This is a genomic window from Mycobacteroides franklinii, from assembly GCF_001853795.1.
Lineage (GTDB): Bacteria > Actinomycetota > Actinomycetes > Mycobacteriales > Mycobacteriaceae > Mycobacterium > Mycobacterium franklinii.
On sequence record NZ_MLIK01000019.1, the window covers coordinates 2,263,259 to 2,285,420 of the forward strand.

The 22,162-nt window shown below is 64.2% G+C and carries 25 protein-coding genes; 15 read left to right on the plus strand and 10 right to left on the minus strand.

The window, feature by feature from the left end; translation table 11 throughout:
• Positions 1 to 47 precede the first annotated feature (47 nt).
• Complete coding sequence (locus tag BKG76_RS18480) at positions 48 to 1,121, minus strand: ABC transporter substrate-binding protein (RefSeq protein ID WP_070939356.1); 1,074 nt, start codon at positions 1,119 to 1,121, stop codon at positions 48 to 50.
• A gap of 170 nt (positions 1,122 to 1,291) precedes the next feature.
• On the opposite strand from BKG76_RS18480, the gene ctaD reads away from it, so the two are divergent.
• On the plus strand, positions 1,292 to 2,989 hold the full coding sequence (ctaD, locus tag BKG76_RS18485) for an aa3-type cytochrome oxidase subunit I (protein WP_070938881.1): 1,698 nt from the start codon (positions 1,292 to 1,294) through the stop codon (positions 2,987 to 2,989).
• Positions 2,990 to 2,998: 9 nt separating this feature from the next.
• The gene (gene serB, locus BKG76_RS18490) at positions 2,999 to 4,231 is read left to right on the plus strand and encodes a phosphoserine phosphatase SerB (protein WP_070939357.1); all 1,233 of its coding nucleotides are present in this window, start codon (positions 2,999 to 3,001) and stop codon (positions 4,229 to 4,231) included.
• 25 nt (positions 4,232 to 4,256) lie between these two features.
• Here serB and yczR read toward each other — a convergent pair whose 3' ends face one another.
• On the minus strand, positions 4,257 to 5,705 hold the full coding sequence (yczR, locus tag BKG76_RS18495; RefSeq protein ID WP_070938882.1) for a MocR-like transcription factor YczR: 1,449 nt from the start codon (positions 5,703 to 5,705) through the stop codon (positions 4,257 to 4,259).
• A 62-nt stretch (positions 5,706 to 5,767) separates the two neighbouring features.
• Between yczR and yczE the strand changes: the two genes are divergently transcribed.
• Positions 5,768 to 6,457, plus strand: a complete 690-nt coding sequence (gene yczE, locus BKG76_RS18500; protein ID WP_070938883.1) for a membrane protein YczE — start codon at positions 5,768 to 5,770, stop codon at positions 6,455 to 6,457.
• Here the strand turns inward: yczE and BKG76_RS18505 are convergent.
• Positions 6,439 to 7,185, minus strand: coding sequence for a helix-turn-helix domain-containing protein (locus tag BKG76_RS18505; RefSeq protein WP_070938884.1), 747 nt, complete (start codon positions 7,183 to 7,185; stop codon positions 6,439 to 6,441). The two genes, yczE and BKG76_RS18505, sit on opposite strands and share 19 nt — an antisense overlap.
• A gap of 120 nt (positions 7,186 to 7,305) precedes the next feature.
• Here BKG76_RS18505 and BKG76_RS18510 point away from each other — a divergent pair, with 120 nt between their 5' ends.
• From BKG76_RS18510 to BKG76_RS18530, 5 genes are read left to right on the plus strand one after another with little or no spacing between them, the layout of a single operon-like run.
• The gene (locus BKG76_RS18510; protein ID WP_070939358.1) at positions 7,306 to 8,178 is read left to right on the plus strand and encodes an ABC transporter ATP-binding protein; all 873 of its coding nucleotides are present in this window, start codon (positions 7,306 to 7,308) and stop codon (positions 8,176 to 8,178) included.
• A 24-nt stretch (positions 8,179 to 8,202) separates the two neighbouring features.
• On the plus strand, positions 8,203 to 9,030 hold the full coding sequence (locus tag BKG76_RS18515; RefSeq protein ID WP_070938885.1) for an NUDIX hydrolase: 828 nt from the start codon (positions 8,203 to 8,205) through the stop codon (positions 9,028 to 9,030).
• A complete protein-coding gene (locus BKG76_RS18520; RefSeq protein ID WP_070938886.1) occupies positions 9,027 to 9,821 on the plus strand; it encodes an enoyl-CoA hydratase in 795 nt (264 codons plus the stop codon). The genes BKG76_RS18515 and BKG76_RS18520 overlap by 4 nt, the downstream gene beginning before the upstream one ends.
• 21 nt (positions 9,822 to 9,842) lie before the next feature.
• Positions 9,843 to 10,808, plus strand: a complete 966-nt coding sequence (locus BKG76_RS18525; RefSeq protein WP_070938887.1) for a class I SAM-dependent methyltransferase — start codon at positions 9,843 to 9,845, stop codon at positions 10,806 to 10,808.
• A 17-nt stretch (positions 10,809 to 10,825) separates the two neighbouring features.
• A complete protein-coding gene (locus BKG76_RS18530; RefSeq protein WP_083338088.1) occupies positions 10,826 to 12,019 on the plus strand; it encodes a THUMP-like domain-containing protein in 1,194 nt (397 codons plus the stop codon).
• On the opposite strand, the gene BKG76_RS18535 is transcribed toward BKG76_RS18530, so the two are convergent.
• The gene (locus BKG76_RS18535; RefSeq protein ID WP_070938889.1) at positions 11,973 to 13,265 is read right to left on the minus strand and encodes an outer membrane protein assembly factor BamB family protein; all 1,293 of its coding nucleotides are present in this window, start codon (positions 13,263 to 13,265) and stop codon (positions 11,973 to 11,975) included. The genes BKG76_RS18530 and BKG76_RS18535 overlap by 47 nt on opposite strands.
• Positions 13,266 to 13,350: 85 nt before the next feature.
• On the opposite strand from BKG76_RS18535, the gene BKG76_RS18540 reads away from it, so the two are divergent.
• Positions 13,351 to 14,100 (plus strand): acyltransferase, encoded by a 750-nt coding sequence (locus BKG76_RS18540; protein ID WP_070938890.1) that lies wholly within the window; start codon positions 13,351 to 13,353, stop codon positions 14,098 to 14,100.
• Here the strand turns inward: BKG76_RS18540 and BKG76_RS18545 are convergent.
• From BKG76_RS18545 to BKG76_RS18555, 3 genes are read right to left on the minus strand one after another with little or no spacing between them, the layout of a single operon-like run.
• On the minus strand, positions 14,084 to 14,530 hold the full coding sequence (locus BKG76_RS18545; protein ID WP_070938891.1) for a nitroreductase family deazaflavin-dependent oxidoreductase: 447 nt from the start codon (positions 14,528 to 14,530) through the stop codon (positions 14,084 to 14,086). The two genes, BKG76_RS18540 and BKG76_RS18545, sit on opposite strands and share 17 nt — an antisense overlap.
• 46 nt (positions 14,531 to 14,576) lie before the next feature.
• A complete protein-coding gene (locus tag BKG76_RS18550; RefSeq protein ID WP_070938892.1) occupies positions 14,577 to 15,071 on the minus strand; it encodes an SRPBCC family protein in 495 nt (164 codons plus the stop codon).
• Positions 15,068 to 15,403: an ArsR/SmtB family transcription factor gene (locus BKG76_RS18555; RefSeq protein WP_070938893.1), complete on the minus strand. Its 336-nt coding sequence runs from the start codon at positions 15,401 to 15,403 to the stop codon at positions 15,068 to 15,070. Before BKG76_RS18555 ends, BKG76_RS18550 begins: the two co-directional genes overlap by 4 nt.
• Positions 15,404 to 15,546: 143 nt before the next feature.
• On the opposite strand from BKG76_RS18555, the gene BKG76_RS18560 reads away from it, so the two are divergent.
• Entirely contained in the window at positions 15,547 to 16,383 is an 837-nt protein-coding gene (locus BKG76_RS18560; RefSeq protein WP_070938894.1) for a metal-dependent hydrolase, read from the plus strand.
• A 10-nt stretch (positions 16,384 to 16,393) separates the two neighbouring features.
• Positions 16,394 to 17,230, plus strand: a complete 837-nt coding sequence (locus BKG76_RS18565; protein WP_070939359.1) for a metal-dependent hydrolase — start codon at positions 16,394 to 16,396, stop codon at positions 17,228 to 17,230.
• Positions 17,231 to 17,233: 3 nt separating this feature from the next.
• On the opposite strand, the gene BKG76_RS18570 is transcribed toward BKG76_RS18565, so the two are convergent.
• Positions 17,234 to 17,845, minus strand: coding sequence for a TetR/AcrR family transcriptional regulator (locus tag BKG76_RS18570; RefSeq protein WP_070938895.1), 612 nt, complete (start codon positions 17,843 to 17,845; stop codon positions 17,234 to 17,236).
• Between the two features lie 90 nt (positions 17,846 to 17,935).
• Between BKG76_RS18570 and BKG76_RS18575 the strand changes: the two genes are divergently transcribed.
• Both BKG76_RS18575 and BKG76_RS18580 read left to right on the plus strand, forming a co-directional pair.
• A complete protein-coding gene (locus BKG76_RS18575; RefSeq protein WP_070938896.1) occupies positions 17,936 to 18,412 on the plus strand; it encodes a hypothetical protein in 477 nt (158 codons plus the stop codon).
• A gap of 117 nt (positions 18,413 to 18,529) precedes the next feature.
• The gene (locus tag BKG76_RS18580; protein WP_070938897.1) at positions 18,530 to 19,393 is read left to right on the plus strand and encodes an NAD(P)-dependent oxidoreductase; all 864 of its coding nucleotides are present in this window, start codon (positions 18,530 to 18,532) and stop codon (positions 19,391 to 19,393) included.
• A 13-nt stretch (positions 19,394 to 19,406) separates the two neighbouring features.
• Here BKG76_RS18580 and BKG76_RS18585 read toward each other — a convergent pair whose 3' ends face one another.
• Positions 19,407 to 19,802 carry a hypothetical protein gene (locus BKG76_RS18585; protein WP_131815827.1) on the minus strand — a complete coding sequence of 132 codons (396 nt, stop codon included), beginning with the start codon at positions 19,800 to 19,802 and terminating at the stop codon, positions 19,407 to 19,409.
• 41 nt (positions 19,803 to 19,843) lie between these two features.
• Positions 19,844 to 20,308, minus strand: a complete 465-nt coding sequence (locus BKG76_RS18590) for a hypothetical protein (RefSeq protein WP_070938899.1) — start codon at positions 20,306 to 20,308, stop codon at positions 19,844 to 19,846.
• Between the two features lie 155 nt (positions 20,309 to 20,463).
• Between BKG76_RS18590 and BKG76_RS18595 the strand changes: the two genes are divergently transcribed.
• Both BKG76_RS18595 and BKG76_RS18600 read left to right on the plus strand, forming a co-directional pair.
• The gene (locus tag BKG76_RS18595) at positions 20,464 to 21,282 is read left to right on the plus strand and encodes an MlaE family ABC transporter permease (protein WP_070938900.1); all 819 of its coding nucleotides are present in this window, start codon (positions 20,464 to 20,466) and stop codon (positions 21,280 to 21,282) included.
• Complete coding sequence (locus tag BKG76_RS18600; protein WP_083338089.1) at positions 21,282 to 22,157, plus strand: MlaE family ABC transporter permease; 876 nt, start codon at positions 21,282 to 21,284, stop codon at positions 22,155 to 22,157. Before BKG76_RS18595 ends, BKG76_RS18600 begins: the two co-directional genes overlap by 1 nt.
• Positions 22,158 to 22,162 lie beyond the last annotated feature (5 nt).

A 22,162-nucleotide genomic window follows, 5' to 3' on the forward strand; every position in this document is an offset into this window, starting at 1 on the left:
GAGCGTAGCGCCTGGGGCATCGGGCCGGAGCGGTGCGACCGGGGGAGCTAGTTGATGGGCGCGTTGACCCACTGCAAGTCGTCGAGAATCCCGCGCGCCGCGACGATTCCGTCCCCGGTCTGCCAGATCTCGTTGTTGACCGCGAACACCCGGTTGTCGTGTGTGGCGCCGAGCGCCATCCAGGGCTTGGTGCCGAAAATCCGCGCGGCGCGATCCTTGGCCGACGGGCTGGTGAAGGAGACGTAGACGATGTCGCCGTCGGCCGCTGTGAAGTCCTCGGTGCTGATCTCGACGAACGGGGTATCGGTAAACCGTTGGGTGGCAGGGCGATCCAGTCCCACGGTGGCAAGCACCGAAGCGGGGAAGTTGTTGGCGCCGTACACCCGCACCGTCTGATCGGTGAACTGGACAATCGAGGCCTGGAAATGGGTGGCGTCGTTCTCGCGCCCCACCTTTTTGGCGGCGTCGACGAACCCGGCCCACAACTTGTCGGTGTCGGCGGTTCGCCTGGTGGCCTTGCCCACCAGGCGAACGTGCTCGGCGAGGTCGTGTCCCGACACGATCACGGTGGGTGCGATGGCGCTCAGGTCGAGGTAGGAATTCTGATCGCCGGCCGAACTCAGGATCAGGTCGGGCTTGGCGGCCCCGATCTTGGCCAGGTCCGGTGATGTCATGGGGCCGATCGGGGGCAGGTTGTGGATCGTGGTGCCCAGGTAGGACGGGGGAGCGGTGGCGCGGTCCGCCAGCCCCACGCCGACGATCCGGTCTTGCAATCCCAACGCGCACAGCGTGTCGATCGCTCCGGCATCCAGCACCACGATGCGTTTGGCGTCCTCGGGAACTTCGGTCTCGCCCTGGGCATGGCGTACCTCGCGCGGTGCGGACGGGTCGACGGCCGCGGCATCCTTCGCGCAGGACTCGTCGGGCTTGCGTGCATTACCCAGCACTCCCGCGCCGGCGATCTTCGTCGTGCTGGTGGCCAGGGGGCTCGGGGTCTCATTGGTGGGTTTCTCGGTACAGCTCGCCACCGTCACCGAAAGGAGTGCTGCCAACGTGGCTGCGGCCCCCTTGAGCCTCACTGTCTGCACCCGTCTGAACTTACCGGGCGGGGTCACGAACACGCGGGTAGGACCGCGAAAGGGCCCGGTGACCACGTTCGGATGGTTCAGATTCGACCCCAAGTACGACTCTGTGTAGGACCCGCTCCGCGATCGGGGGTGACGCGGGCTAGGATTCACGGCAGACATGCAGTCACTAGATCGACTGCGCGCTACAAGGAAACGGAGGAGCCGTGACCGCCGAAGCACCCCCGATTGGTGGATTGCAGGCCAGCCGCCCGTTCCCGCCCCGTATGGGCGCACGGGGCACGCTGATCTATCGCTTGCTCACGACCACCGATCACAAGTTGATCGGCATCATGTACCTGGTCGCGTGCTTCGCGTTCTTCCTCATCGGTGGCTTGATGGCGCTGTTCATGCGCGCCGAGCTCGCCGTGCCCGGGTTGCAGTTCCTGTCCAACGAGCAGTTCAACCAGCTGTTCACCATGCACGGCACCGTGATGCTGCTGTTCTACGCGACGCCCATCGTGTTCGGGTTCGCGAACGTGGTGCTGCCGCTGCAGATCGGCGCCCCGGACGTCGCCTTCCCGCGTTTGAACGCTTTCTCCTTCTGGCTCTTCCTGTTCGGCGCCCTGATCGGTATCGCCGGCTTCATCACCCCCGGTGGTGCCGCCGACTTCGGCTGGACCGCCTACACGCCGCTGACCGATGCCATCCACTCGCCGGGTGCCGGTGCCGACCTGTGGATCATGGGCCTGGCCGTCGGTGGTCTGGGCACCATCCTGGGCGCCGTCAACATGATCACCACGGTCGTGTGTATGCGTGCCCCCGGCATGACGATGTTCCGGATGCCGATCTTCACCTGGAACATTCTGGTGACCAGCGTGCTGGTGCTGCTGGCCTTCCCGCTGCTGACCGCCGCGCTGTTCGGTCTGGCTGCCGACCGCCACCTGGGCGCCCATGTCTTCGACCCCGCCAACGGTGGTGTTCTGCTGTGGCAGCACCTGTTCTGGTTCTTCGGACACCCCGAGGTGTACATCATCGCGCTGCCGTTCTTCGGCATCGTCTCGGAGATCTTCCCGGTGTTCAGCCGTAAGCCGATCTTCGGTTACACCACGCTGATCTACGCGACGTTGGGTATCGCGGCGCTGTCCATCGCGGTGTGGGCGCACCACATGTACGCCACCGGCGCCGTGCTGCTGCCGTTCTTCTCCTTCATGACGTTCCTGATCGCGGTTCCGACCGGTATCAAGTTCTTCAACTGGATCGGCACCATGTGGAAGGGGCAGTTGACCTTCGAGACCCCGATGATCTTCTCGGTGGGCTTCCTGGTCACCTTCCTCTTCGGTGGTCTGACCGGCGTGCTGCTGGCGATGCCCCCGGTCGACTTCCACGTCACCGACTCGTACTTCGTGATCGCGCACTTCCACTACGTGCTCTTCGGCACCATCGTGTTCGCGACCTACGCCGGCATCTACTTCTGGTTCCCGAAGATGACGGGCCGACTGCTCGATGAGCGCCTCGGCAAGTTCCACTTCTGGCTCACCTTCATCGGCTTCCACTCCACATTCCTGGTGCAGCACTGGCTGGGCAACCAGGGCATGCCGCGCCGGTACGCCGACTATCTGCCCACCGACGGCTTCACCTTCCTGAACTCGTTCTCGACGGTCGGTGCCTTCATCCTGGGAGCCTCGACGCTGCCGTTCCTGTGGAACGTCTTCAAGAGCTACCGCTACGGCGAAGTGGTCACGGTCGATGACCCGTGGGGCTACGGCAACTCCCTGGAGTGGGCCACCAGCTGCCCGCCGCCGCGGCACAACTTCTCTGAGCTGCCCCGGATCCGTTCGGAGCGCCCGGCGTTCGAGCTGCACTACCCGCACATGTCCGAACGCATGCGTGCCGAGGCGCACGTGGGTGGCGGTCACAAGTAGCAGGTGGCGATACCTAGCGTCACGGTTCTTGTCACCGTCACCGGAGCCGATAAGCCCGGTGTCACCTCGGTGCTCATGGCGGTGTTATCCCGCCACGGTGTCGAGCTGCTGAATGTCGAACAGGTCGTCATCCGCGGCAAGTTGACGCTCGGGGTGCTGGTCAAGGCGCAGGGCCGCAGCGAGGCAGTCGAAGCGCTGCAAGACGAACTCGAAGAGGCCATGCACACCCTCGGGTTCAATGTCGACGTCGAATTCGGCGGGGACAGCTCGGTGATCAAGGACCCCTCGACGCACACCATCGTGGTACTGGGCCGGCCGGTGACGGCGCGCGCGTTTGCCGCGGTGGCTCGGGAGCTGGCCGCTCTGGGGATCAATATCGACTTGATCCGTGGCATCGCCGACTACCCGGTGACGGGCTTGGAACTGCGAGTTACCGTCCCGCAAGACCAGCTCACCGATGTCGATCTGCACACCGCCATGGCCCAGGTGGCGGTTGACGAGCCGGTGGATATCGCGGTCGAGCACAGCAGCCTGGACCGGCGCGCCAAGCGGCTCATCGTGTTCGACGTGGACTCGACGCTGATCCAGGGTGAGGTCATTGAGATGCTGGCCGATCGGGCCGGCGCACGTGAACAGGTCGCGGCCATCACCGAGGCCGCCATGCGCGGAGAACTGGACTTCGCCGAATCGCTGCATCAGCGAGTGGCCACTTTGGCCGGGCTTCCCGAATCGGTGCTCGATGAAGTCGCCGATGAGTTGGTACTCACCCCAGGTGCCCGCACCACCATCCGGACCTTGCGTCGGCTGGGCTACTCGTGCGGTGTGGTCTCGGGTGGGTTCCGGCAGGTGATCGATCCACTGGCCCATGAGCTGGCTCTCGACTTCGTGGCTGCCAATGTGCTGGAGATCGTGGACGGCAAGCTCACCGGCCGGGTGATCGGGGAGGTCGTGGATCGTCCCGGTAAGGCCAAGGCGTTGCGCCAGTTCGCCTATGAGGCCGGCGTTCCGCTGGCGCAGACTGTCGCCGTCGGAGACGGTGCGAACGATATCGACATGCTTTCCGCGGCGGGACTCGGTGTGGCCTTCAATGCCAAACCGGCACTGCGGAAGGTAGCCGACGCCTCGGTAAGCCAGCCATATCTGGACGTGGTGCTGTTCATCCTCGGTATCACCCGCGCCGAGATCGAGGCCGCCGATGCCGTCGACGGTGGCGTGCGCCGCGTCAACATCCCCGACGACTGAGCGTCCCGGCCGAGCGGGGCGGCCGTTAGCCCACCATCGTCGAATCGGTAATCGGCAGAGCGCCGGTGACGGTGTGCCAGGCTTGAGCCAGTAACTCCACACCGCGCAGTAACTCATCGTCGTGCTGTGTGAACGGCACCCGCACAAAGCGTTCCAGCGACCCACCCACCCCAAACCGTGGGCCGGCGGCGATACGGACGCCGAGGCGTGCGGCCGCGGCGGCAAGCGCGGTGCTCATCGGGGCCGGCAGCCGGGCCCAGATACACAGCCCGCCTTCGGCTTCCTGTAGCTCCCAGTCGGGGAGCCGACGGTGCAGCTCGGCCACCACTAGCGTGCGGCGCGCGCGAAGAGTTTCACGCTGTAGGGCCTCCACCTCGTCCGCACGTTCCAAGAGCTCGGCGGCGGCCAGCTGTTCAAGGATCGGGGTTCCGGTGTCCATGGCCGCACGTGCCGCGGCGAGCCGGGCGATGGTGGTGCGGTCGGCGCGAACCCAGCCGACCCGCATGCCGCCCCAGAAGGACTTTGACATCGATCCGATGGTGACCACCAGATCGGGACGGGATACCAGCGAGGCCATCGGCGCGGGCGTCGGCGCCTCATGCCAGACCCCGACGAGGGACTCGTCCACAACCGTGCGGGTCCTGGTCTGGGAGATGATGTCGGCCAAAGCCTTTCGCTGTGCCAGCGGCATCGTCAGGCCGGTGGGATTGTGGTTGTCCAGCACCAAGTAGGCCAGATTTGGGGCCGTCTGGCGGATGGTGGTCTCCATACCCGCCATGTCCCAGCCCGATTCACGCTCGTGCGTATGCATCGGTACGGGAACCGGACGTGCACCGCGTTGGGTGATTGCGTCCAGCGCGCCGTGATAACTCGGCTGCTCCACCAGAACTCTGTCACCGGGATCGACGAAGGCGCCGAGAAGTAGTGCGATGGCCTGCTGGGCGCCGCAGGTCACCATGATCTGGTCCTCGATCGTGGGCAGTCCGCGCCGTGTGAACTGCTCAGCGATCCGGGGGCGTAGTTCCGGAATGCCCACCAATTCATGACCGATTCCTCGAAGGTGCGCGGGCAGTTTGGTCAACGCCACCTGGTAGGCGTCAAGCACCGCCGCGGCCGGCGCGGCGGTGGCGGCATTTTGCAGATCAACCATGGGGCCCATCAATCCCGTTGTGGCCGAATGTGACGGGTCAGGACCGGGGAGAGCGGTGGTGCTGCGTGCACCCTGGCGGCCGCGCAGGTATCCGTTCTCACGCAGTTCGGCGTAGGCGGTGGTCACGGTGGTGCGGCTGACATGAAGGGCGCTCGATAGTGCTCGTTCGCTCGGTATGCGGGCGCCTAAGGGCAGCCGCCCGTCGATGACGAGAAGCCTGATCGCGTCCGCCAGTGCTCCGTACGCGGGACCTGCGGAGCCGGCGGTGCGCCATTGGCCGAGGTGACGGGCCAGGGTCTCGGCAGTAACCACGCGATCGGGCATAAAAGCCAGTGTGGCTCAACTGGCTATTGAATGACAAGCCAGTTGGCCGGGAAAATTGTGTCGTGACCGGAAAATGGATTGGTTGGGGTGCGCGTGGCACCGCGCTGCTGGTGGGTCTGTATCTGTACGGGGTGTCGATGGCGCTCATGGTGCGCGCCGGACTGGGCTTGGATCCGTGGGATGTGTTCCATCAGGGATTGTCGATGCGTACCGGAATGAGCATCGGGCTCGCCTCGGCGGTGACCGGGGTCGTGGTGCTTCTCATGTGGATCCCCTTGCGCAACAAGCCTGGTATCGGAACCATCGCCAACATCATCGTTATTGCGATCGCCGTCGACAGCACCCTTGCTTGGCTACCGGAGTCGCCGTCCATGGCGATCCGGGTGTCGTTCCTGATCGGCGGTGTGGCGCTCAATGCCATCGCGACCGTGCTCTACGTCGGCGCAGGGCTTGGTCCCGGGCCTCGCGATGGACTGACAACTGGACTGGTGCACCGCACCGGTCGATCCGTGCGGCTGATCAGGACCATCATCGAGGTGCTTGCGGTGGGGACGGGGTGGCTGCTCGGCGGGAACGTGGGCGTGGGAACCGTGCTCTACGCGTTGGGTATCGGGCCGCTCATCCAGCTCGTACTGCGGTTGGTGCCGCGGCGGCTGCTGGCCGTCAGCGGCTGGGGTTCGGTGTTGAGTACGCAGCGCGATGCCGAGTCACGCTCCGCGTCGGTGGATTCGCCTCAGGGCGTCGCTGCCTGATTGCGCCGGTCGAACGACTCCGCCTCGGTGAGCAGTTGATCGCTGATGGTGGGCGGCAGCTCGAGCAGCTTTGATGTCAGCTCGGCTAGCGCCGGGTTCTGGGCCAGTTCGAGTGCCGCCAGATCTGCCTCAAGCTTGTCGGCGTAGCCACTATCGATGAAGTAACGGACATCGATCCGAAAGGCGTGGGCGATGCTTTCCAGCGCCTGCAGCGAAGGCCGCCCGCGCTGCCCGTTCCGCAACTGTGACAGATAGGGCGCCGAGACCACGGTGCCCCCGGTTCGCATGAATACTAGAAATTCGCTGTTCGAATATGGCCCGCGTCCGGGCGAGTGCAGTACCGCGAAGACCCGGTTAAGCCTGGATACGAACTCCTCCTGGGATCGCGAATCCTTGAAGGGGTGGAGCGTATTGCGGTTGCTCTCCACCGAGAAATCAAGTTTTGAAGTGCTGCTATCGGTGTCTTGATCCAGTCCTCTTATTCGCCGATTGGCATCGATCAAGCGTCCCAGGGCTGTGGTATCGCGGCGCAACTGGGAGTGAAACGCATCAACTCGGCGACGCCATACCTTGAGGTCATCCCATATCCACGATCGATCTTCGCCATCAGATGCACGTTGCTGAATATTAGTTGCCTCGGCATCGAGCTGAGCGATGAGTCGATGGTTAGCAAGCCCGATGCTCTGCACCGTGTCCAGGTAGGGATCCGGATCGAAATCGTTTGTCATGTGGTTGCCTAGAGTCCCCTCCGAGATTGCTGACGTAGGACTGAGGATACGCGATACGGGTTTGGACGCATGTCGGAGACGACTCCCGAGATGGCTCCCGCTCACCGCTCGCCGGGCGCGATGCGGCACGATGGCCCAGTGGCCGATGAGCGCTTGCGCGAACAGCATGACCCCGAAATTGATCCGGACCTTCTGCTCGATTTCCGCGATGTGCTGCTGCGCCGCGATCGCAAGGTGCTGGTCGGCCCGGTCACTTGGTCGGTCGAGCTCGACGAACGATGGGTGGTTCTCGGCCCCAACGGTGCCGGGAAGACGTCATTGCTGCGGATCGCTGCGGCCATGGAGCACCCCACGTCTGGTTACGCGGCGATCCTCGGGGAGCGACTGGGCCGGGTCGACGTCTCGGAACTCAAGGCGAGGATCGGCCTGAGTTCTGCCGCGCTGGCCCAGCGGATCCCGGATAACGAGGTGGTCCGCGACCTGGTGGTCTCGGCCGGATACGCGGTGCTCGGGCGTTGGCGCGAGGAATACGAGGAGATGGACACGGCGCGTGCGGTGGACATGCTCGAAACCCTTGGCGCCGAGCATCTGTCAGAACGTACGTACGGGACGTTGTCCGAGGGTGAACGCAAACGGGTACTCATCGCGCGTGCGCTGATGACCGACCCCGAGCTGCTGCTTCTCGACGAACCGGCCGCTGGTTTGGACCTGGGTGGGCGTGAGGAATTGGTGGCACGATTGGGCGAGCTTGCCGCCGACCCGGACGCACCCGCCATGGTTCTGGTGACCCACCACGTGGAGGAGATCCCGCCCGGTTTCAGTCATGCGTTGTTGCTGTCTGAGGGCGGAATCATCGCTCAGGGTCTGCTGGCGGACGTCATGACCAGTGAGAATCTGTCCCATGCGTTCGGTCAGTCGATCGTGGTTGAGATGATCGACGGACGTTACTTCGCGCGACGCGCCCGCGCCCGGGCCGCCCACCGTGCGCACTAGCGCGCACAGCAAGGAAGTCTCCCCATGACAGCAGTGACACCACCTGAGCCGAAACCCGCGGCCACCGTCGTATTGATTCGCGACGGCGCCGTTGGCGTCGAGGCGTTTCTGATGCGCCGCGACAACGCCATGGCCTTTGCCGGCGGGATGACCGTGTTCCCGGGCGGTGGCGTGGACGGCCGCGATCTGCGCGCCGACCTGCCGTGGGTGGGCCCGGACGTCGACTGGTGGGCGGGGCAGTTTGGCGTCACACCCGAGCTGGCGTCGGCGTTGGTGTGTGCCGCCGCTCGCGAGACCTTCGAAGAGTGCGGAGTGTTGTTCGCGGGCACCTCGGAGACCGAGATCGTGGGGGACGCGGCGGCCTACCGCCAGGCACGTCATGACCTGTCGGACAAGACGCTGTCGTTCGGCGAATTTCTGCAGCGCGAAGGCCTGCTTTTGCGGGCCGACCTGTTGCGTCCGTGGGCCAACTGGATCACCCCGGAGGCCGAGCCGCGCCGCTATGACACGTTCTTTTTCGTGGCGGCGTTGCCCGCCGGGCAGGACGCCGACGGCGACAACACCGAGGCCGTCGCCTCGGGGTGGCAAACCCCGGAGGCCGCCATCGCGGCATTCACCGAGCGGCGCAGCTTCCTGCTTCCGCCCACCTGGTCGCAGCTCGATGCCGTCTCCTCCTCCGGTGCGACGGTCACCGAGGTGCTGGGCGTGGCGCGGAGCATTGCTCCGATCATGCCGACGCTGACCGAGCAGGACGGTCGGTGGTTCGTTCAATTCGATGACGTGGACCGGTACGAAGCGGCCCGGCAGGGTGCGGTCGAGGTTCCCGAGGCGACAGGACCGGAGCTGTCATGACCGAGCCCGAATTCGTCTCGGTGCGCACCGCGGCCGAGCATCCAGGCATCGGCACCATCGCGCTGTCGCGACCGCCGACCAACGCGTTCACCCGGCAGATGTACCGCGAACTCGCGCAGGCCGCCGCCGAAGTGAACGCGCGTGCAGACATCAGGGTTGTCATCGTCTACGGCGGACATGAAATCTTTTGCGCCGGTGACGATTTGGCCGAGCTTTCGGAGTTGTCCGCCGACGAGATGGCGCGCAGTGCCGGTGACCGCCAGGCCGCACTCACCGCGGTGGCGGAGCTGGCCAAGCCCACAATCGCCGCGATCACGGGATATGCGCTGGGCAGCGGCCTGGAACTGGCGCTGGCGGCCGACTGGCGGATCGCGGGCGACAACGCCAAGGTGGGTTCACCGGAGATCCTCGTCGGCATGATCCCCGGCGGGGGCGGGACCGTTCGATTAGCTCGGGTGGTGGGTCTGAGCCGGGCCAAGGAGATGGTTTTCAGCGGCCGCTTCGTGGACGCCAAAGAGGCGCACCGGCTGGGCCTGCTGGATCAGATCGTGGCACCCGACGATGTGTACACCGAGGCGGCGGCATGGGCGCGACGTTTCGTTGATGGACCGCCGGTGGCGCTCGCCGCTGCCAAGCAGGCCATCGACCATGGATTCGACAGTCCGCTGGCCGAGGGACTGGGCAGGGAACGCGAGCTGTTTTGCCAGGTGTTCGCGACACAGGACCGTGTGGACGGGGTGGCCGCTCAGCTGGAGATCGGCCCAGGGACGGCCCGGTTCAGGGGAGCCTAACCAGGCGTTAGGCTGACGGCCATGACGGAGATTTCCGAGCCGACGACCAAGGCGACTGCCGAGCAGGTCGCTGCCGCTTTTGAGGACAACAAACTCGCCCAGATTCTCTATCACGACTGGGAAGCGGAGACGTACGACGAGAAGTGGTCCATCTCGTACGACCAGCGCTGCATCGATTACGCCCGCGGCCGGTTCGACGCCATCGTGCCCGTCGAGGATCAGCGCGAGCTGCCCTATGACCGCGCCCTGGAGCTCGGTTGTGGCACCGGCTTCTTTCTGCTGAACCTGATGCAGTCGGGCGTCGCACGCCGTGGTTCGGTCACCGACCTGTCGCCGGGCATGGTCAAGGTCGCGACCCGCACCGGCAAGGAGCTTGGCCTGGATGTCGACGGCCGGGTCGCCGATGCCGAACGGATTCCGTACGACGACAACACCTTCGATTTGGTGGTGGGCCACGCCGTGCTGCATCACATTCCCGATGTCGAGCTGTCGCTGCGTGAGGTGCTGCGGGTGCTCAAGCCGGGTGGACGGTTCATCTTCGCCGGCGAGCCCACCACCGTGGGGAACTTGTACGCCCGCGCGCTCGCGAATCTGACGTGGAAGGCCACGGTCCAGGCGATGAAGCTGCCCGGACTGGAGAGCTGGCGGCGTCCGCAGGAGGAGCTCGACGAGAACTCGCGTGCCGCGGCCCTGGAATGGGTCGTCGACCTGCACACCTTCGATCCGGCCGACCTGGAGAAGATGGCCGCCAATGCCGGCGCCGTCGCGGTACGGACCGCCAGTGAGGAATTCACCGCCGCCATGTTGGGGTGGCCGGTGCGCACGTTCGAGTCGACGGTGCCCCCGGGCAAGTTGGGCTGGGGCTGGGCGAAGTTCGCGTTCGGTGGTTGGAAGGCGCTCAGTTGGGTGGACGAGAACGTGTGGCGTCACGTGGTGCCGAAGGGCTGGTACTACAACGTGATGATCACCGGGATCAAGCCGTCTTAATCTCGCGATAACCGCTGGTGTTCGACCTTTCCGGCGTCGCATATCTGTCGTCGGAGGCGGGCGCCGCGGATCTGGCGTCTGCGTCCGCGTACACGTTTTCTGCGGGCACGCTGGTGGCCGACACCGCGGCATTGCGCTCCGAGTTCGGCGATCGGGCCGCGGTCTTGGCGCAGACGGTGCAGCTGCGCCGTAAGGCGGCAGCCAAGCTGGGCGCGGTAGATCACTGGCTGTTCACCGACGATGCGCTGCAACAGGCGACCCCGGCCGCGGTGGCCAGACATCGGGCTGCGCGGCTGGCCGGCTTGGTGGTGCACGATGTCACGTGTTCGGTGGGGGCCGAACTCGCCGCGCTCGATGGGGTCGCCGCGGTGGTGATCGGCAGCGACATCGACCCGGTGCGAACGGCGATGGCGCGTCACAACATTGGCGAACGGGTCCTGGTGTGTCGGGCCGATGCGCTGGCGCCGTCCAGTCGCGCGCAGGTGGTGATCGCCGATCCTGGGCGCCGCTCCGGCGGACGCCGCCGGTTCGATCCGTCTGCGTACTCACCGCCCCTGGACGCCGTGTTGCGAACCTATGCCGATCGCGACGTGGTGGTCAAATGCGCTCCGGGACTGGACTTTGTCGAGTTGCGCGAACAGACGGGCTTTGACGGCGAGATCGAGGTCGTCTCGCTCGACGGTGGCGTGCGAGAGGCGTGCCTGTGGTCGGCGGGGTTGGCTCGTGTGCGCCGTCGCGCCACCGTGCTCCTGACAGCAGGCGACGGTTACCAGCTGACCGATGCGGACCCCGATGACTGCGCGGTGGCCGAGGTAGGGGAGTGGATCATCGATCCCGATGGCGCGGTGGTGCGGGCCGGTCTGGTGCGGCACTATGCCGCGCGACATGGCTTGTGGCAGTTGGATTCCCACATTGCCTACCTGTCGGGGAATTCGGTACCACCCGGTATGCAGGGCTACCGGGTGCTCGATTCGCTGCCTTACAGCGAGAAGCGATTGCGCCAGGCGCTCGCCGCCCGGGACTGCGGATCGGTCGAGATCACCGTCCGCGGGATCGATGTTGATCCGGCGGTGCTGCGTACCAGGCTGAAGTTGCGTGGCCGTGTGGCGTTGTCGGTCGTCATTACCCGAATGGACAGTGGCGCTAAAGCTTTCGTTTGCGAGGCTAGGTCCCCGGGCGGAATCCGTACACCAGACCCTCGCTCAGCGTGACGATGACGCGTTGGTCCGGTCCGATGGAAATCCCCACCGGGAAGCCTGCGGCGTCCGGCAGTGGATAACGATTGATGGTGGCTCCGTCCGGGGTGTTGAACACCACCAGGGCCAAGCCCTTGTCTCCGTCCTTGACCACGGCATAGCCTACGTTTCCGGCTGCCTGACTCGACGTCGAGAGCGGAACGAGATCGTCACGACGCCAGGCAATCTCGCCCTTGCTGCCCGAGTCCTTGATGCCCACCAGGGTGGCCTTGTCGCCGGTTCCGGCGATGATGGTTCCGTCGGGAGCAACCGAGGGGGGCGTCGTTGCGTTGAATCCCAAGGGAACCGACCATTTCTGGCTGCCATCGAAGGTGTGCATCGCGTGTAGCGAGCCCTTGCGGTCGTTGATGTAGACCGTTTCGCCGTCATGGGACATGACGGGAGAGCCGATCACGCCCTCGTCGATGATCTTGCTGGCCCACTTGTGTTTCAGGGTGATTCTGCCGTCGGCGTCGTAGGTGATTCCCAACAGCACCGGCACCGGTTTGTCCGGCTGCCACAGAGAGGTGACGATGGTGCCGGTGTCCGGGTCGTAGGCCGGGGAGGCCGACACCGGGCACTTGGGCCGCGCCGCTTCGCAATCCTCGAGACCGCGACGTGGATCGGCCGGGTCGACCCCTTCGAGCAGATCCATCGGCGTACCCACGACGTCGCCGCGCTGGGCGTCGAAGATCAGTATCTGGCCGAGGTGCGTGACGATCAGTAGCCGGCCGGGCTCGACGATCTTGGGCGTGGTGGGGGCGCCGATAACGGGTTTGCGCCAACGGATCCACTGGGTGGGCGGGAACGAGACCACGGCACCGGGCTGGCCCATGTAGAGGTTGTTGTAGCCATCGGCGAGGGGGCCCGACCATGGGCTCCCGGTGATCATCCGGGTACACCAGCGCTGGCGCGCGGCCCTGTTGTTCTCCCACTCCATCAGCGTGCAGCCGGACGGGGTGTCGGCGCTGACCGCGATGAAATTGTCGATGCCGATCGCGGCGGCACTGCGTATCTGGCCCTTGGTGTTCCGGCTCCACTCCAGGGTCAGCTCGCGGGCGCCCTCGGTGGGTGTGTAGCTGCTGTTGTGCGCGTCGGCGTAGGTGGCAGACCATCCGGGTGCCGCCTTGATGTTGATCCAGGAATCGTCGCCGGAACAGCCGCTGACGGTGAGGAGCGCCGCGAGGGCAATGCTCGCGAGTACTCGTGCCCGGGAAAGCACGGTGAGGCACTCCTTCCTTAGGGGGCGGTCCGGCCCATCGCAGGGTAGCGTGTGCCCTCCGCCGCGTCCCGTAGGCTGTGCGGCCATGACGACGATGTGGGGCGCTCCCCTGCACAAGCGGTGGCGCGGACAGCGCCTACGGGACCCGTTGCAAGCCAAATTTCTCACCAAGGCCTCGGTGCGATGGGTGATCGCGAACAAGGCGTACACACCGTGGTACCTGGTGCGTTACTGGCGACTGCTCAAGTTCAAGCTCGCCAATCCGCACATCGTCACGCGCGGCATGCTGTTCCTCGGCAAGAACGTCGAGATCCATTGCACGCCCGAGTTGGCGCGGATGGAGATCGGCCGCTGGGTGCATATCGGCGACGGGAACTCGCTGCGCGCCCACGAGGGTTCCTTGCGCCTGGGTGACAAGGTGGTCTTCGGTAAGGACAACGTCGTCAACGCCTACATCGACATCGAGTTCGGCGACTCGGCCCTGATGGCCGATTGGTGCTATGTCTGCGACTTCGACCACCGGATGGAAGACATCACGTACCCGATCAAGGACCAGGGCATCATCAAGTCTCCGGTGCGCATCGGGCCGGACACCTGGATCGCCACCAAGGTGACGATCCTGCGCGACACCATCGTGGGGCGCGGCTGTGTGCTCGGCGCGCACGCCGTGGTGAAGGGCGTCATCCCGGACTACTCGATCGCGGTCGGCGCGCCGGCCAGGGTCGTCAAGAACCGGAAGGTGGCCTGGGACGCCTCGGCCGCGCAGCGTGCGCAGCTGGCCGAGGCGCTGGCCGATATCGAACGCAAGAAGGCGGCCGCTAACTCACCGGAGTGAGCGTGAACAGCGGGAACACCCGTGTGGTGCGGGTCGTGTACTCCGCGTAGGGCGGGAAGGCCGCCACGGCACGTTCCCACCAGGTCGCACGCTCGGTGTCGTCCGCGATTTCCTGGGCGCGGACGGTCTGCACGTTTTCACCGTCGCGCAGCTCGAAGACGGGGTTGGCGCGCAGGTTCGCGACCCATGCGGGGTTCTTCGGAGCGCCGCCGATCGAGCCGACCGCCAGGTAGATGCCCTCGTGTTCGACGCGCATGAGCGGCGCCTTGCGGATCTGTCCCGACTTCGCGCCGACCGTGTAGAGGATCACCACGGGGATGCCCTCCAACGTGGTGCCCTCGACACCGCCGCTGGATTCGTAGACGTCGATCTGCTCATCGACCCATTGCGGGTTCTTGGCGATGTATTCGAACGTGAATTGGTTGGTCACCGTGGCTGCAACGCGCACCGCGGGCGCACTATTTCACCGCCGTGGGCTAGGTGAGCTCGCCCAGCAGGTCTTCGATGCGGTTGTAGCTCACCTGCATGCCGACCTCCATACCGGAGGCGACGTGTCCGTCGCGATGTTCCTTGCAGCTGTGCTGCACCAGGACGCGCATCGTGGTGACGCCATCACGTTCGTCCAGGGTGGTGGAGACAAGTGCCTCGGCGTCGGGGATTCCCTCGAACACCTCGGTGCTCACCAGCAGGCACGGCACGTCGATCTCGCGATACTCGCCGTGGAAGGCGACTTCCATGTCCGGCTCGGATTCACACGGCTGGCGCACCACGTACCGCCAGGTCCCGCCGACCCGCAGATCGATCTCGCAGACCTGCCACTGGGCGTCTTCGAATCCCCACCAGCGCTTGACCAGCTCCGGTTCGGTGAGCGTCCGAAAGATCAGCGCGGCGGGCGCGTCGAATGCTCGGGTGATGAGAATCGTTGTATCTGAGGGTAATTCGACTGTGGCACTGCCATAGCGGGTGCTCATGGTTGTTCCTCCTTGAGTTCGGTGAGAAGTGCGTCGAGCCGGTCGAGGCGCTCGTTCCAGGTGCGTTCGAATGCGGCGACCCAGTCATGGACGGGACGCAGGGCCGCGCCGTTCACGCGATAGAAGCGATTTCGCCCGTGTGAGCGCACCCGTACCAAGTCGACGGCGCGGAGCACCCCCAGGTGTTTTGACACCTGGGGTTGACCCATTCGGGTTTGTGACACCAGGTCGTTCACCGTGACCTCGCCGGTGCCGATGGCGCTGAGGAGGTCACGTCGGCTCGCCTCGGCGATCGCATTGAATGCGTCTGCTGTCGTGGGGGTGCGGGCCATGAACAGAACATATACCTATATAGGTATATGTCAAGCCATGAGTCATCGGGACGCCACCGGCTTGCGGTACCCTGAGCCACGTTGGCAGTGTTCAGTGGAAGGCCAACCGAGATCAGTCATTGCGGGGTAGTGGGAAGCTGAGTATGGACAGGCCTATCAAGACCCGCCGTATCAAGTTTCGCTATCAGCCGGGTTCGCTGGAACGTCATTTCGTGCAGGGTGACCTGGTATCAAGCCACATGATGGCGATGCTGTCGGCGGTGTTCCCTGAGGGTGAAGAATTCTTCATCCGCTCGGTCCGGCGCTATTCCGACCAGATCACCGATCCCGAGCTGAAGAAGCAGGTCGCCGGCTTTATCGGCCAGGAGATGACCCACGGGCGTGAGCATCGTGAACTCAACGAGCGCCTACAGGAGATGGGTTATCCCACCGCCTTCGTCGAGCGCCTCGCTCGCCGGATCTTCAACTTCCAGACCCGGAACTATCCGCCGATCTACACGCTGGCCGTCACCGCCGCACTGGAGCATTACACCGCCGTACTCGCCGAGACCCTGCTGACCGATCAGCGTGCCCTGGACATGCTCGGTGAGAGCGAGGTGCGGTCCATGCTGCTCTGGCACGCCTTCGAGGAGGCCGAGCATCGCTGCGTCACGTTCGACGTCTACCGCGCCGTCGGCGGCAGCGAGCGGTTGCGTATCTGGGTGATGCGACGCACAACCATCGCGTTCATCTACACCACATTCTTCGAGACGTTGATCTCACTGTTGCGTGACAGGGCCGCCTACAACCCCGTCCGGTTGGTGAAAAGCATTGTGGCGTTGCGGCACTTGCCGTTCCTGAGCCGCGAGGTGCGGCGCCGTATCGGTGAATACAACCGCCCGGGATTCCACCCCAACGATTCCGACAACACCGAACTCATCGAAAAATGGCATGCCGAGCTCTTCGGGGAGAACGGACAGCTGACCGGCCATCTGCACTAGGTGAGTGATGGTGGAACGGGACATCAGGACCAGACGGATCACATTTCGCTATCCGGCCGGTTCCATGGGGCGCCACTATGTGCAGGACGACTTGGCTATGAGTCACGTGGTGTCGGTGCTGTCGGCGGCGTTCCCCGAGGGGGAGGCGTTCATGATCCGATCGGTGCGTGCGGTCGCCGACCAGATCACCGATCCGGAGCTCAAAAAGCAGGTCGCCGGCTTCATCGGCCAGGAGGCCACGCACAGTCGTGAGCATCGCGAGCTCAACGAGCGCCTGCAAGAGATGGGTTATCCGGCCGCGTTCATCGATCGAGCGACCCGTCGGGGACTGGAAGCGCGCACCCGCTACTCGTCGGCCAAGTACTGCCTTGCGATGACCGCGGCGCTTGAGCATTACACCGCCATCCTCGCCGAGACGCTCCTGTCCGACGAAGGTGCTCAACAGATGCTGGGGCAGGGCGAGGTGCGGTCCATGCTCCTATGGCATGCCTTGGAGGAATCCGAGCATCGGGCGGTGGCGTTCGATGTCTACACGGCTGTTGGCGGCACCGATCGCATGCGGGTACTCGTAATGTTGTTCACCACATTCGGGTTCTTCAGCCTTGCCGCGTGCGCGTCGTTCATGTCGTTGGTCCGGGACCCGGATTTCTACAACCCCAGGATCTTCTTCCGGAGCGTTGCCCGATTGTTCCGATCGCCCTTCTTCTCGGGTGAGGTCTTTCGTCGACTACTGTCTTACAGCCGCAAGGATTTTCATCCTGACGAGGTAGATAACACCGCGCTCGTCGAGAAGTGGAACACCGTCTTGTTCGGCGAGCAGGGGCAGATCGCCGACCATCTGCACTGATCCTCACCCGGTCAGGTATCGCGTCAGCATGCCGACCAGCTCGTCTTCGAACGATCGCGGGTCGATGGGACGCGGACCTGCGATCAGGCGGTGTACCAATGACTCGATGGTCGCGACGACCATCCTTGCCGCCGTGGCTGTTTCGGCTACCCGGACATCGGGGTGCGTGGCCAGCAGCGCTTCGGCCGCCGCCACAACGGCATTCTCCGACTGGTGCAGCATCGCCAGGAACTCCGGTGGGCGTGGCGCCTCCTCGAACAGCACTCTGTGCAGCCTGGGGTTGTCACGGTGGTTGTCGATGACGGCTCTGACGAAGATGCGCAGGGTGTCTTCGATCGAATCCGGTAGCCCCGCGGCGAGATGCCGCTGAATGACCGCAAATCCTTCCCTGGTGTGCGCGTTCATGAGCTCGACGAGGATCGAATCCTTGTTGGGGAAGTACTGATACAGCGACCCGATCGAAATGCCTGCCTGCTCGGCGATGCGATTGGTGGTCCCGGCGGCATAACCGAAGTCCGCAAAAACGTGAGCAGCGGCATCCAGGATGCTTCGCCGGGTCGCTTCCGCGCGGTCCTGTCGCGGCTGCTTGCGTGGCTGTAGCCGGGTGCTGGACATGATGCTGGCGCCTTCCTCAAAAGCGAGTACCGATAATGCGAGTAATTACTCATAATAGTGGTTGACCAGGCAATATGGAAGGGAGTGTGGATGAAAACCGTCTACCTGGAAACTGAACTACCCACCGACGCCGAGCGGGTGTGGAGTGCCATGCAATATGCCGGCACCTTCCTGTACCTGTGTCGCGGCCTGTTCGGCATTCCCGCGCTGTCAGGGCGCACCGAGCCCATGCGGGTGGGCGAGCACGGTACCGCGTGGCTGTGGGGGCTCCATCTGATTCCGTTGTACCGCCACACCATTCACGTGATTGAGGTCAACGAGGACACCCGCACCGTGCGCACCAATGAGCGCGGCGGAATCCTGCGCACCTGGAATCACACCCTGCACGTGGAACCGGCCGGGCAGGGGCATAGTCGCTACAGCGATTCGATCGACATCGACGCGGGGCCCCTGACCGCGCTGGCCGTCAGAGGTGCGGCGGCGATCTTTCGTTATCGGCAACGGCGCTGGCACAAGCTCGTCGATAAGCAACTGTTGCCGGAGGGGCCGACCTACACGCGCCAGTAGATCTGTGTCACAACGACTCTCGAACCGTTCGGTCTACCAGGATGCTTACCTCGGAGTGCGTAGGGCACGTGAAGGTGCGTACTTGCCGGCGCGCGGCCTCGCGCCCACGATGGGCCGATGACCTTGACAACATCAGTGACGTTCCTCGGCCTCGGCGAGATGGGGCGGACGCTTGCCGCCGCCGTCGCGAAGACGAGCACTTCGGTCACCGTGTGGAACCGTACGCCGGGCAGGACGGGTGAACTGGCGGGCGCAACCGTCGCCAACACCGTCGAGGAAGCCGTGGCGGCGTCACCGGTCATCGTGGTGTGCCTCTTCGATCACGCGTCCGTCCACCAAACCCTGGACCCCGTGGTGTCCCAGCTGCGAGGCCGTGCGGTGGTCAACCTCACCACCACCAACCAAGACGAGGCCCGTGAGTTGGGGCAGTGGGCGGCGGCCGCGGGCATCGAGTACCTAGACGGCGGAATCATGGCCGTGCCGGCCATGATCGGCGGCCCGGGATCTGAAATCCTGTACAGCGGCTCGCGCGAAGCCTTTGAGCGTTACCGCGAGATCTTCGATACCTGGGGAACCAGTTCATATTTCGGTCCCGACGCGGGTCTGGCGTCCCTGTACGACCTGGCGCTGTTGGCTGGGATGTACGTCATGTTCGCTGGCTTCTTTCAGGGCGCCGCCATGGTGAGTACTGCGGGGGTGTCTGCACGCGAGTTCGCGGAGAGATCCGCTGCCTGGTTGTCGGCGATGACGGCCGGATTCGCCGAATATGCCGCGGTGGTGGATGGCGGCGACTACGCGGCGCCCGGGCAGCAGAGTCTTGAGTTCTCCGACCTGGCCAAGATGATCGAGGCGACGGCCGCGTTGGATATCGGTGCTCAACCAATAGCCATGGTGCAGAGTCTGATTCAGCAGCAGATCGACGCCGGATATCGCGCCGATGGGCTCCCGCGGATCTACGAGAGCATCAGGAATCCGGGATGAGTCGGGGGAGCGGCTATCCGCGGGGCTGCTTGCCCTTGAGACTGCAATACCCCTCGCCCTTCATGGCGAGCTTGCCGTCGACCCATAGTTCGCAGCGAAAGTTGGGATTCCACCAGATGTTTCGCACCGAGACATAGGCCGCGTCCCCGTACGGGTCGTCCAGGGTGGTGGTCGCCTCCCAGGGGTTGTCGGGACCGATCCAGAAGTTCTCGTAGTGCGTCCCGGCCCAGTTTTCTGTAGGAGAAGCGATCCGGTAATGAATGGTGACCTCGCGGTCGCCATCGGCGGTCACCACATAGCGGACGGTGTGCTCGGCCTCGTCGGCCCAAGCTCGGGCCGCCAGCGCGGGGAGAAGGATCGCAATGGCGATCCCGATTCCTCCCAGCCTCATTGCTATCGAACGTGCCACAGCAGCTCCTCTGGCTTCTTTATGAACGCGGAAGGTTTATTTCAGCTATCGCGTGGGGGAAGGCCGCGTTTGCCTGCGCATTCGCCATGGAGCACCGCGATCGAATCGTCGACTGTCTGCACCTGGCTCGCCGCCGGCCGGCCGTCCATCACCGTGCTCTGGAGGTCGAACATCGCTGCCATCAGATCCCGGGTCTGCGGACGAATGTCTGGACTGCCCCAGACGTTGGGGTACCAGAATGTCGCATAGCCAACGGTATTGAGCTGCGGGATCACCTTCCCGTAGTAGTCGACCAGTCTGTCGACGTCGCGAGGTGTGTACGCGCCACGCATCCTTTCTGACGCTACGGCGATGCCGGGAGCATGTGTCTCGATCAGATCGCACCAGGAGTCATAGGCACGCGCCTCCGGCGCATAGGCGATGCCAGTCGTCATCAGGGTTACGCAGACAATTCCGGTCGCCAAACGTCCAGATGCTTTCACGGTGACCTCCGAAGCGACGCGCATTTGTGATGACTGTAGCCGCCACTTACGTCGACTGCCAGCTACTGAATAATCATCCTCGGCTCCCAAATTTTGGTATTTCTTTTGTTTATTACTTGAATAGGAATAATCTGGTCGTCAAGGTTGTCCGATGTGTTCGGGTAGCTTAGAGTCGGTCCGTGAAAGCCGATTCCACGAGTACCGATCATGAGTCGACACGAACCTTTGGATCGAGTTTCTCAACATTGGGGCGGACGGCGACGCTTGCGGCATCGGCGCTGCGTCATCTCGTCACCGATGTGGTGCGGTGGCGTTTGCCGGCGCGCGACGTGATCCAGCAGGCGTGGTTCTTGTACACGGTTACGGCCTTTCCGGCACTGCTGATGGCGATCCCCTTTGGTGTGATCGTCAATCTCCAAATCGGAGGTCTGCTCAACGACGTCGGTGCGCAATCCATGACAGGAGCCGCGGCCGGCATTGGCATCCTGCGCCAGGGTGCACCCATTTGTGCCGCATTACTGATGGGCGGTGCCGCGGCGTCGGCCATCGCATCCGATCTGGGCACTCGGTCGGTGCGTGAGGAAATTGACGCGATGCGTGTGCTGGGTATCGACCCCGTCCAGCGCCTGGTGGTCCCGCGACTGCTCGCGATGTTCATCGTCGCGCCGATGATTCTGGCGACCGTCATCCTCGCCGGAATCGGCTCTGCGTACATGGTCGCGGTCACCTTTGGCAACGTAAGCCCGGGCAGTTTCTGGTCGTCGTTCGGAACCTACGCGACCACCACCGATTTGATCTTCGCGCTGGTGAAGGTGTTGGTGAGCGGGTTGCTGGTAGTCATCATCAGCAGTCTTCGGGGCATGGAGACACGTGGTGGCCCGCGTGAAGTGGCCGAGTCGGTGAACGCGGCGGTGGTACTGAGCATTGTGGCAAGTGTGTTCACGGTTTTGGCATTGACAAAGGTCCAGAACATATTCGCCGCTGGACCCTCGGCATGATGGCGTCAGTGGTGGGCACGGACTCAGCTCATTCCCCGGACCCCGCACCGTCGTTCGTGGAGCGGACTGTGGTGCGGCCGATCGAAGACTGGCTCACCAACCTGGGGCGCTTCGTCATTTTCGTCGGACAGTCGTTGTGGTACCTGCCCGCGACGCTCCGGGTCTATGGCAAGCAAACCTTGAGCGTGCTCCACAACTTGGCGTGGGGGCGTGGTGTGCTGGTCCGCGGTGGCGTGGTGTCCACCATGCTGTTGCTGGGGTTCGCGATCGGTGCGGTGATGGCGATCGAGACCTACGCCGGACTGGACACCGTGGGGTTCGGTGCGCTTACCGGTGCCGTTGGCGGCCTGGCGAGTGTGCGCGAGATGGCGCCCATCGCCGCCGGGGTGGCGTTTGCGGCGCAAGCCGGTTGCCGCATGACGGCGGAGGTCGGTGCCATGCGGTCATCGGAGGAGCTGGATGCGCTCGAGGCGCTTGGCATCCGTTCGATTCCGTTTGTGGTGGGAACACGGCTGATCGGCGGAATGCTCTGCGTTGTTCCGGCCTTCTTGGTGACATTGTTGCTGAGCTTCATCGTCAGCCGGGTGCTCGTCACGGTGGCCAAGGGGCAGTCCGTCGGCACCTACAACCACTATTTCATTCAGTTCGTCGATCCCCGAGATATTGTTTTCGCCACCATCAAGGTGCTGATATTCACCGCGGTAGTCACGATTATTCATTGCTATTACGGTTTCTTCTCCGACGGTGGTCCTTCGGGCATAGGTGTTGCGAGCGGCCGGGCAGTGCGGGCCAGTCTCGTGGTAATTATTCTGCTCGATATGCTCATCACAATCGTCCTGTGGGGACTCGTTCCGTCCTACACATTCCGCGGCTAAGGCTT

Coding starts and splice junctions, on each gene's coding strand:
- BKG76_RS18540 (WP_070938890.1), top strand. CDS start 13,351: ATGACGACGATGTGGGGCGCTCCCCTGCACAAGCGGTGGCGCGGACAG.
- BKG76_RS18525 (WP_070938887.1), top strand. CDS start 9,843: ATGACGGAGATTTCCGAGCCGACGACCAAGGCGACTGCCGAGCAGGTC.
- BKG76_RS18600 (WP_083338089.1), top strand. CDS start 21,282: ATGGCGTCAGTGGTGGGCACGGACTCAGCTCATTCCCCGGACCCCGCA.
- BKG76_RS18570 (WP_070938895.1), bottom strand. CDS start 17,845: ATGTCCAGCACCCGGCTACAGCCACGCAAGCAGCCGCGACAGGACCGC.
- BKG76_RS18580 (WP_070938897.1), top strand. CDS start 18,530: ATGACCTTGACAACATCAGTGACGTTCCTCGGCCTCGGCGAGATGGGG.
- yczR (WP_070938882.1), bottom strand. CDS start 5,705: ATGCCCGATCGCGTGGTTACTGCCGAGACCCTGGCCCGTCACCTCGGC.
- BKG76_RS18505 (WP_070938884.1), bottom strand. CDS start 7,185: ATGACAAACGATTTCGATCCGGATCCCTACCTGGACACGGTGCAGAGC.
- BKG76_RS18575 (WP_070938896.1), top strand. CDS start 17,936: ATGAAAACCGTCTACCTGGAAACTGAACTACCCACCGACGCCGAGCGG.
- BKG76_RS18560 (WP_070938894.1), top strand. CDS start 15,547: ATGGACAGGCCTATCAAGACCCGCCGTATCAAGTTTCGCTATCAGCCG.
- BKG76_RS18510 (WP_070939358.1), top strand. CDS start 7,306: ATGCGGCACGATGGCCCAGTGGCCGATGAGCGCTTGCGCGAACAGCAT.
- BKG76_RS18590 (WP_070938899.1), bottom strand. CDS start 20,308: ATGCGCGTCGCTTCGGAGGTCACCGTGAAAGCATCTGGACGTTTGGCG.
- BKG76_RS18550 (WP_070938892.1), bottom strand. CDS start 15,071: ATGAGCACCCGCTATGGCAGTGCCACAGTCGAATTACCCTCAGATACA.
- BKG76_RS18555 (WP_070938893.1), bottom strand. CDS start 15,403: ATGGCCCGCACCCCCACGACAGCAGACGCATTCAATGCGATCGCCGAG.
- BKG76_RS18520 (WP_070938886.1), top strand. CDS start 9,027: ATGACCGAGCCCGAATTCGTCTCGGTGCGCACCGCGGCCGAGCATCCA.
- BKG76_RS18515 (WP_070938885.1), top strand. CDS start 8,203: ATGACAGCAGTGACACCACCTGAGCCGAAACCCGCGGCCACCGTCGTA.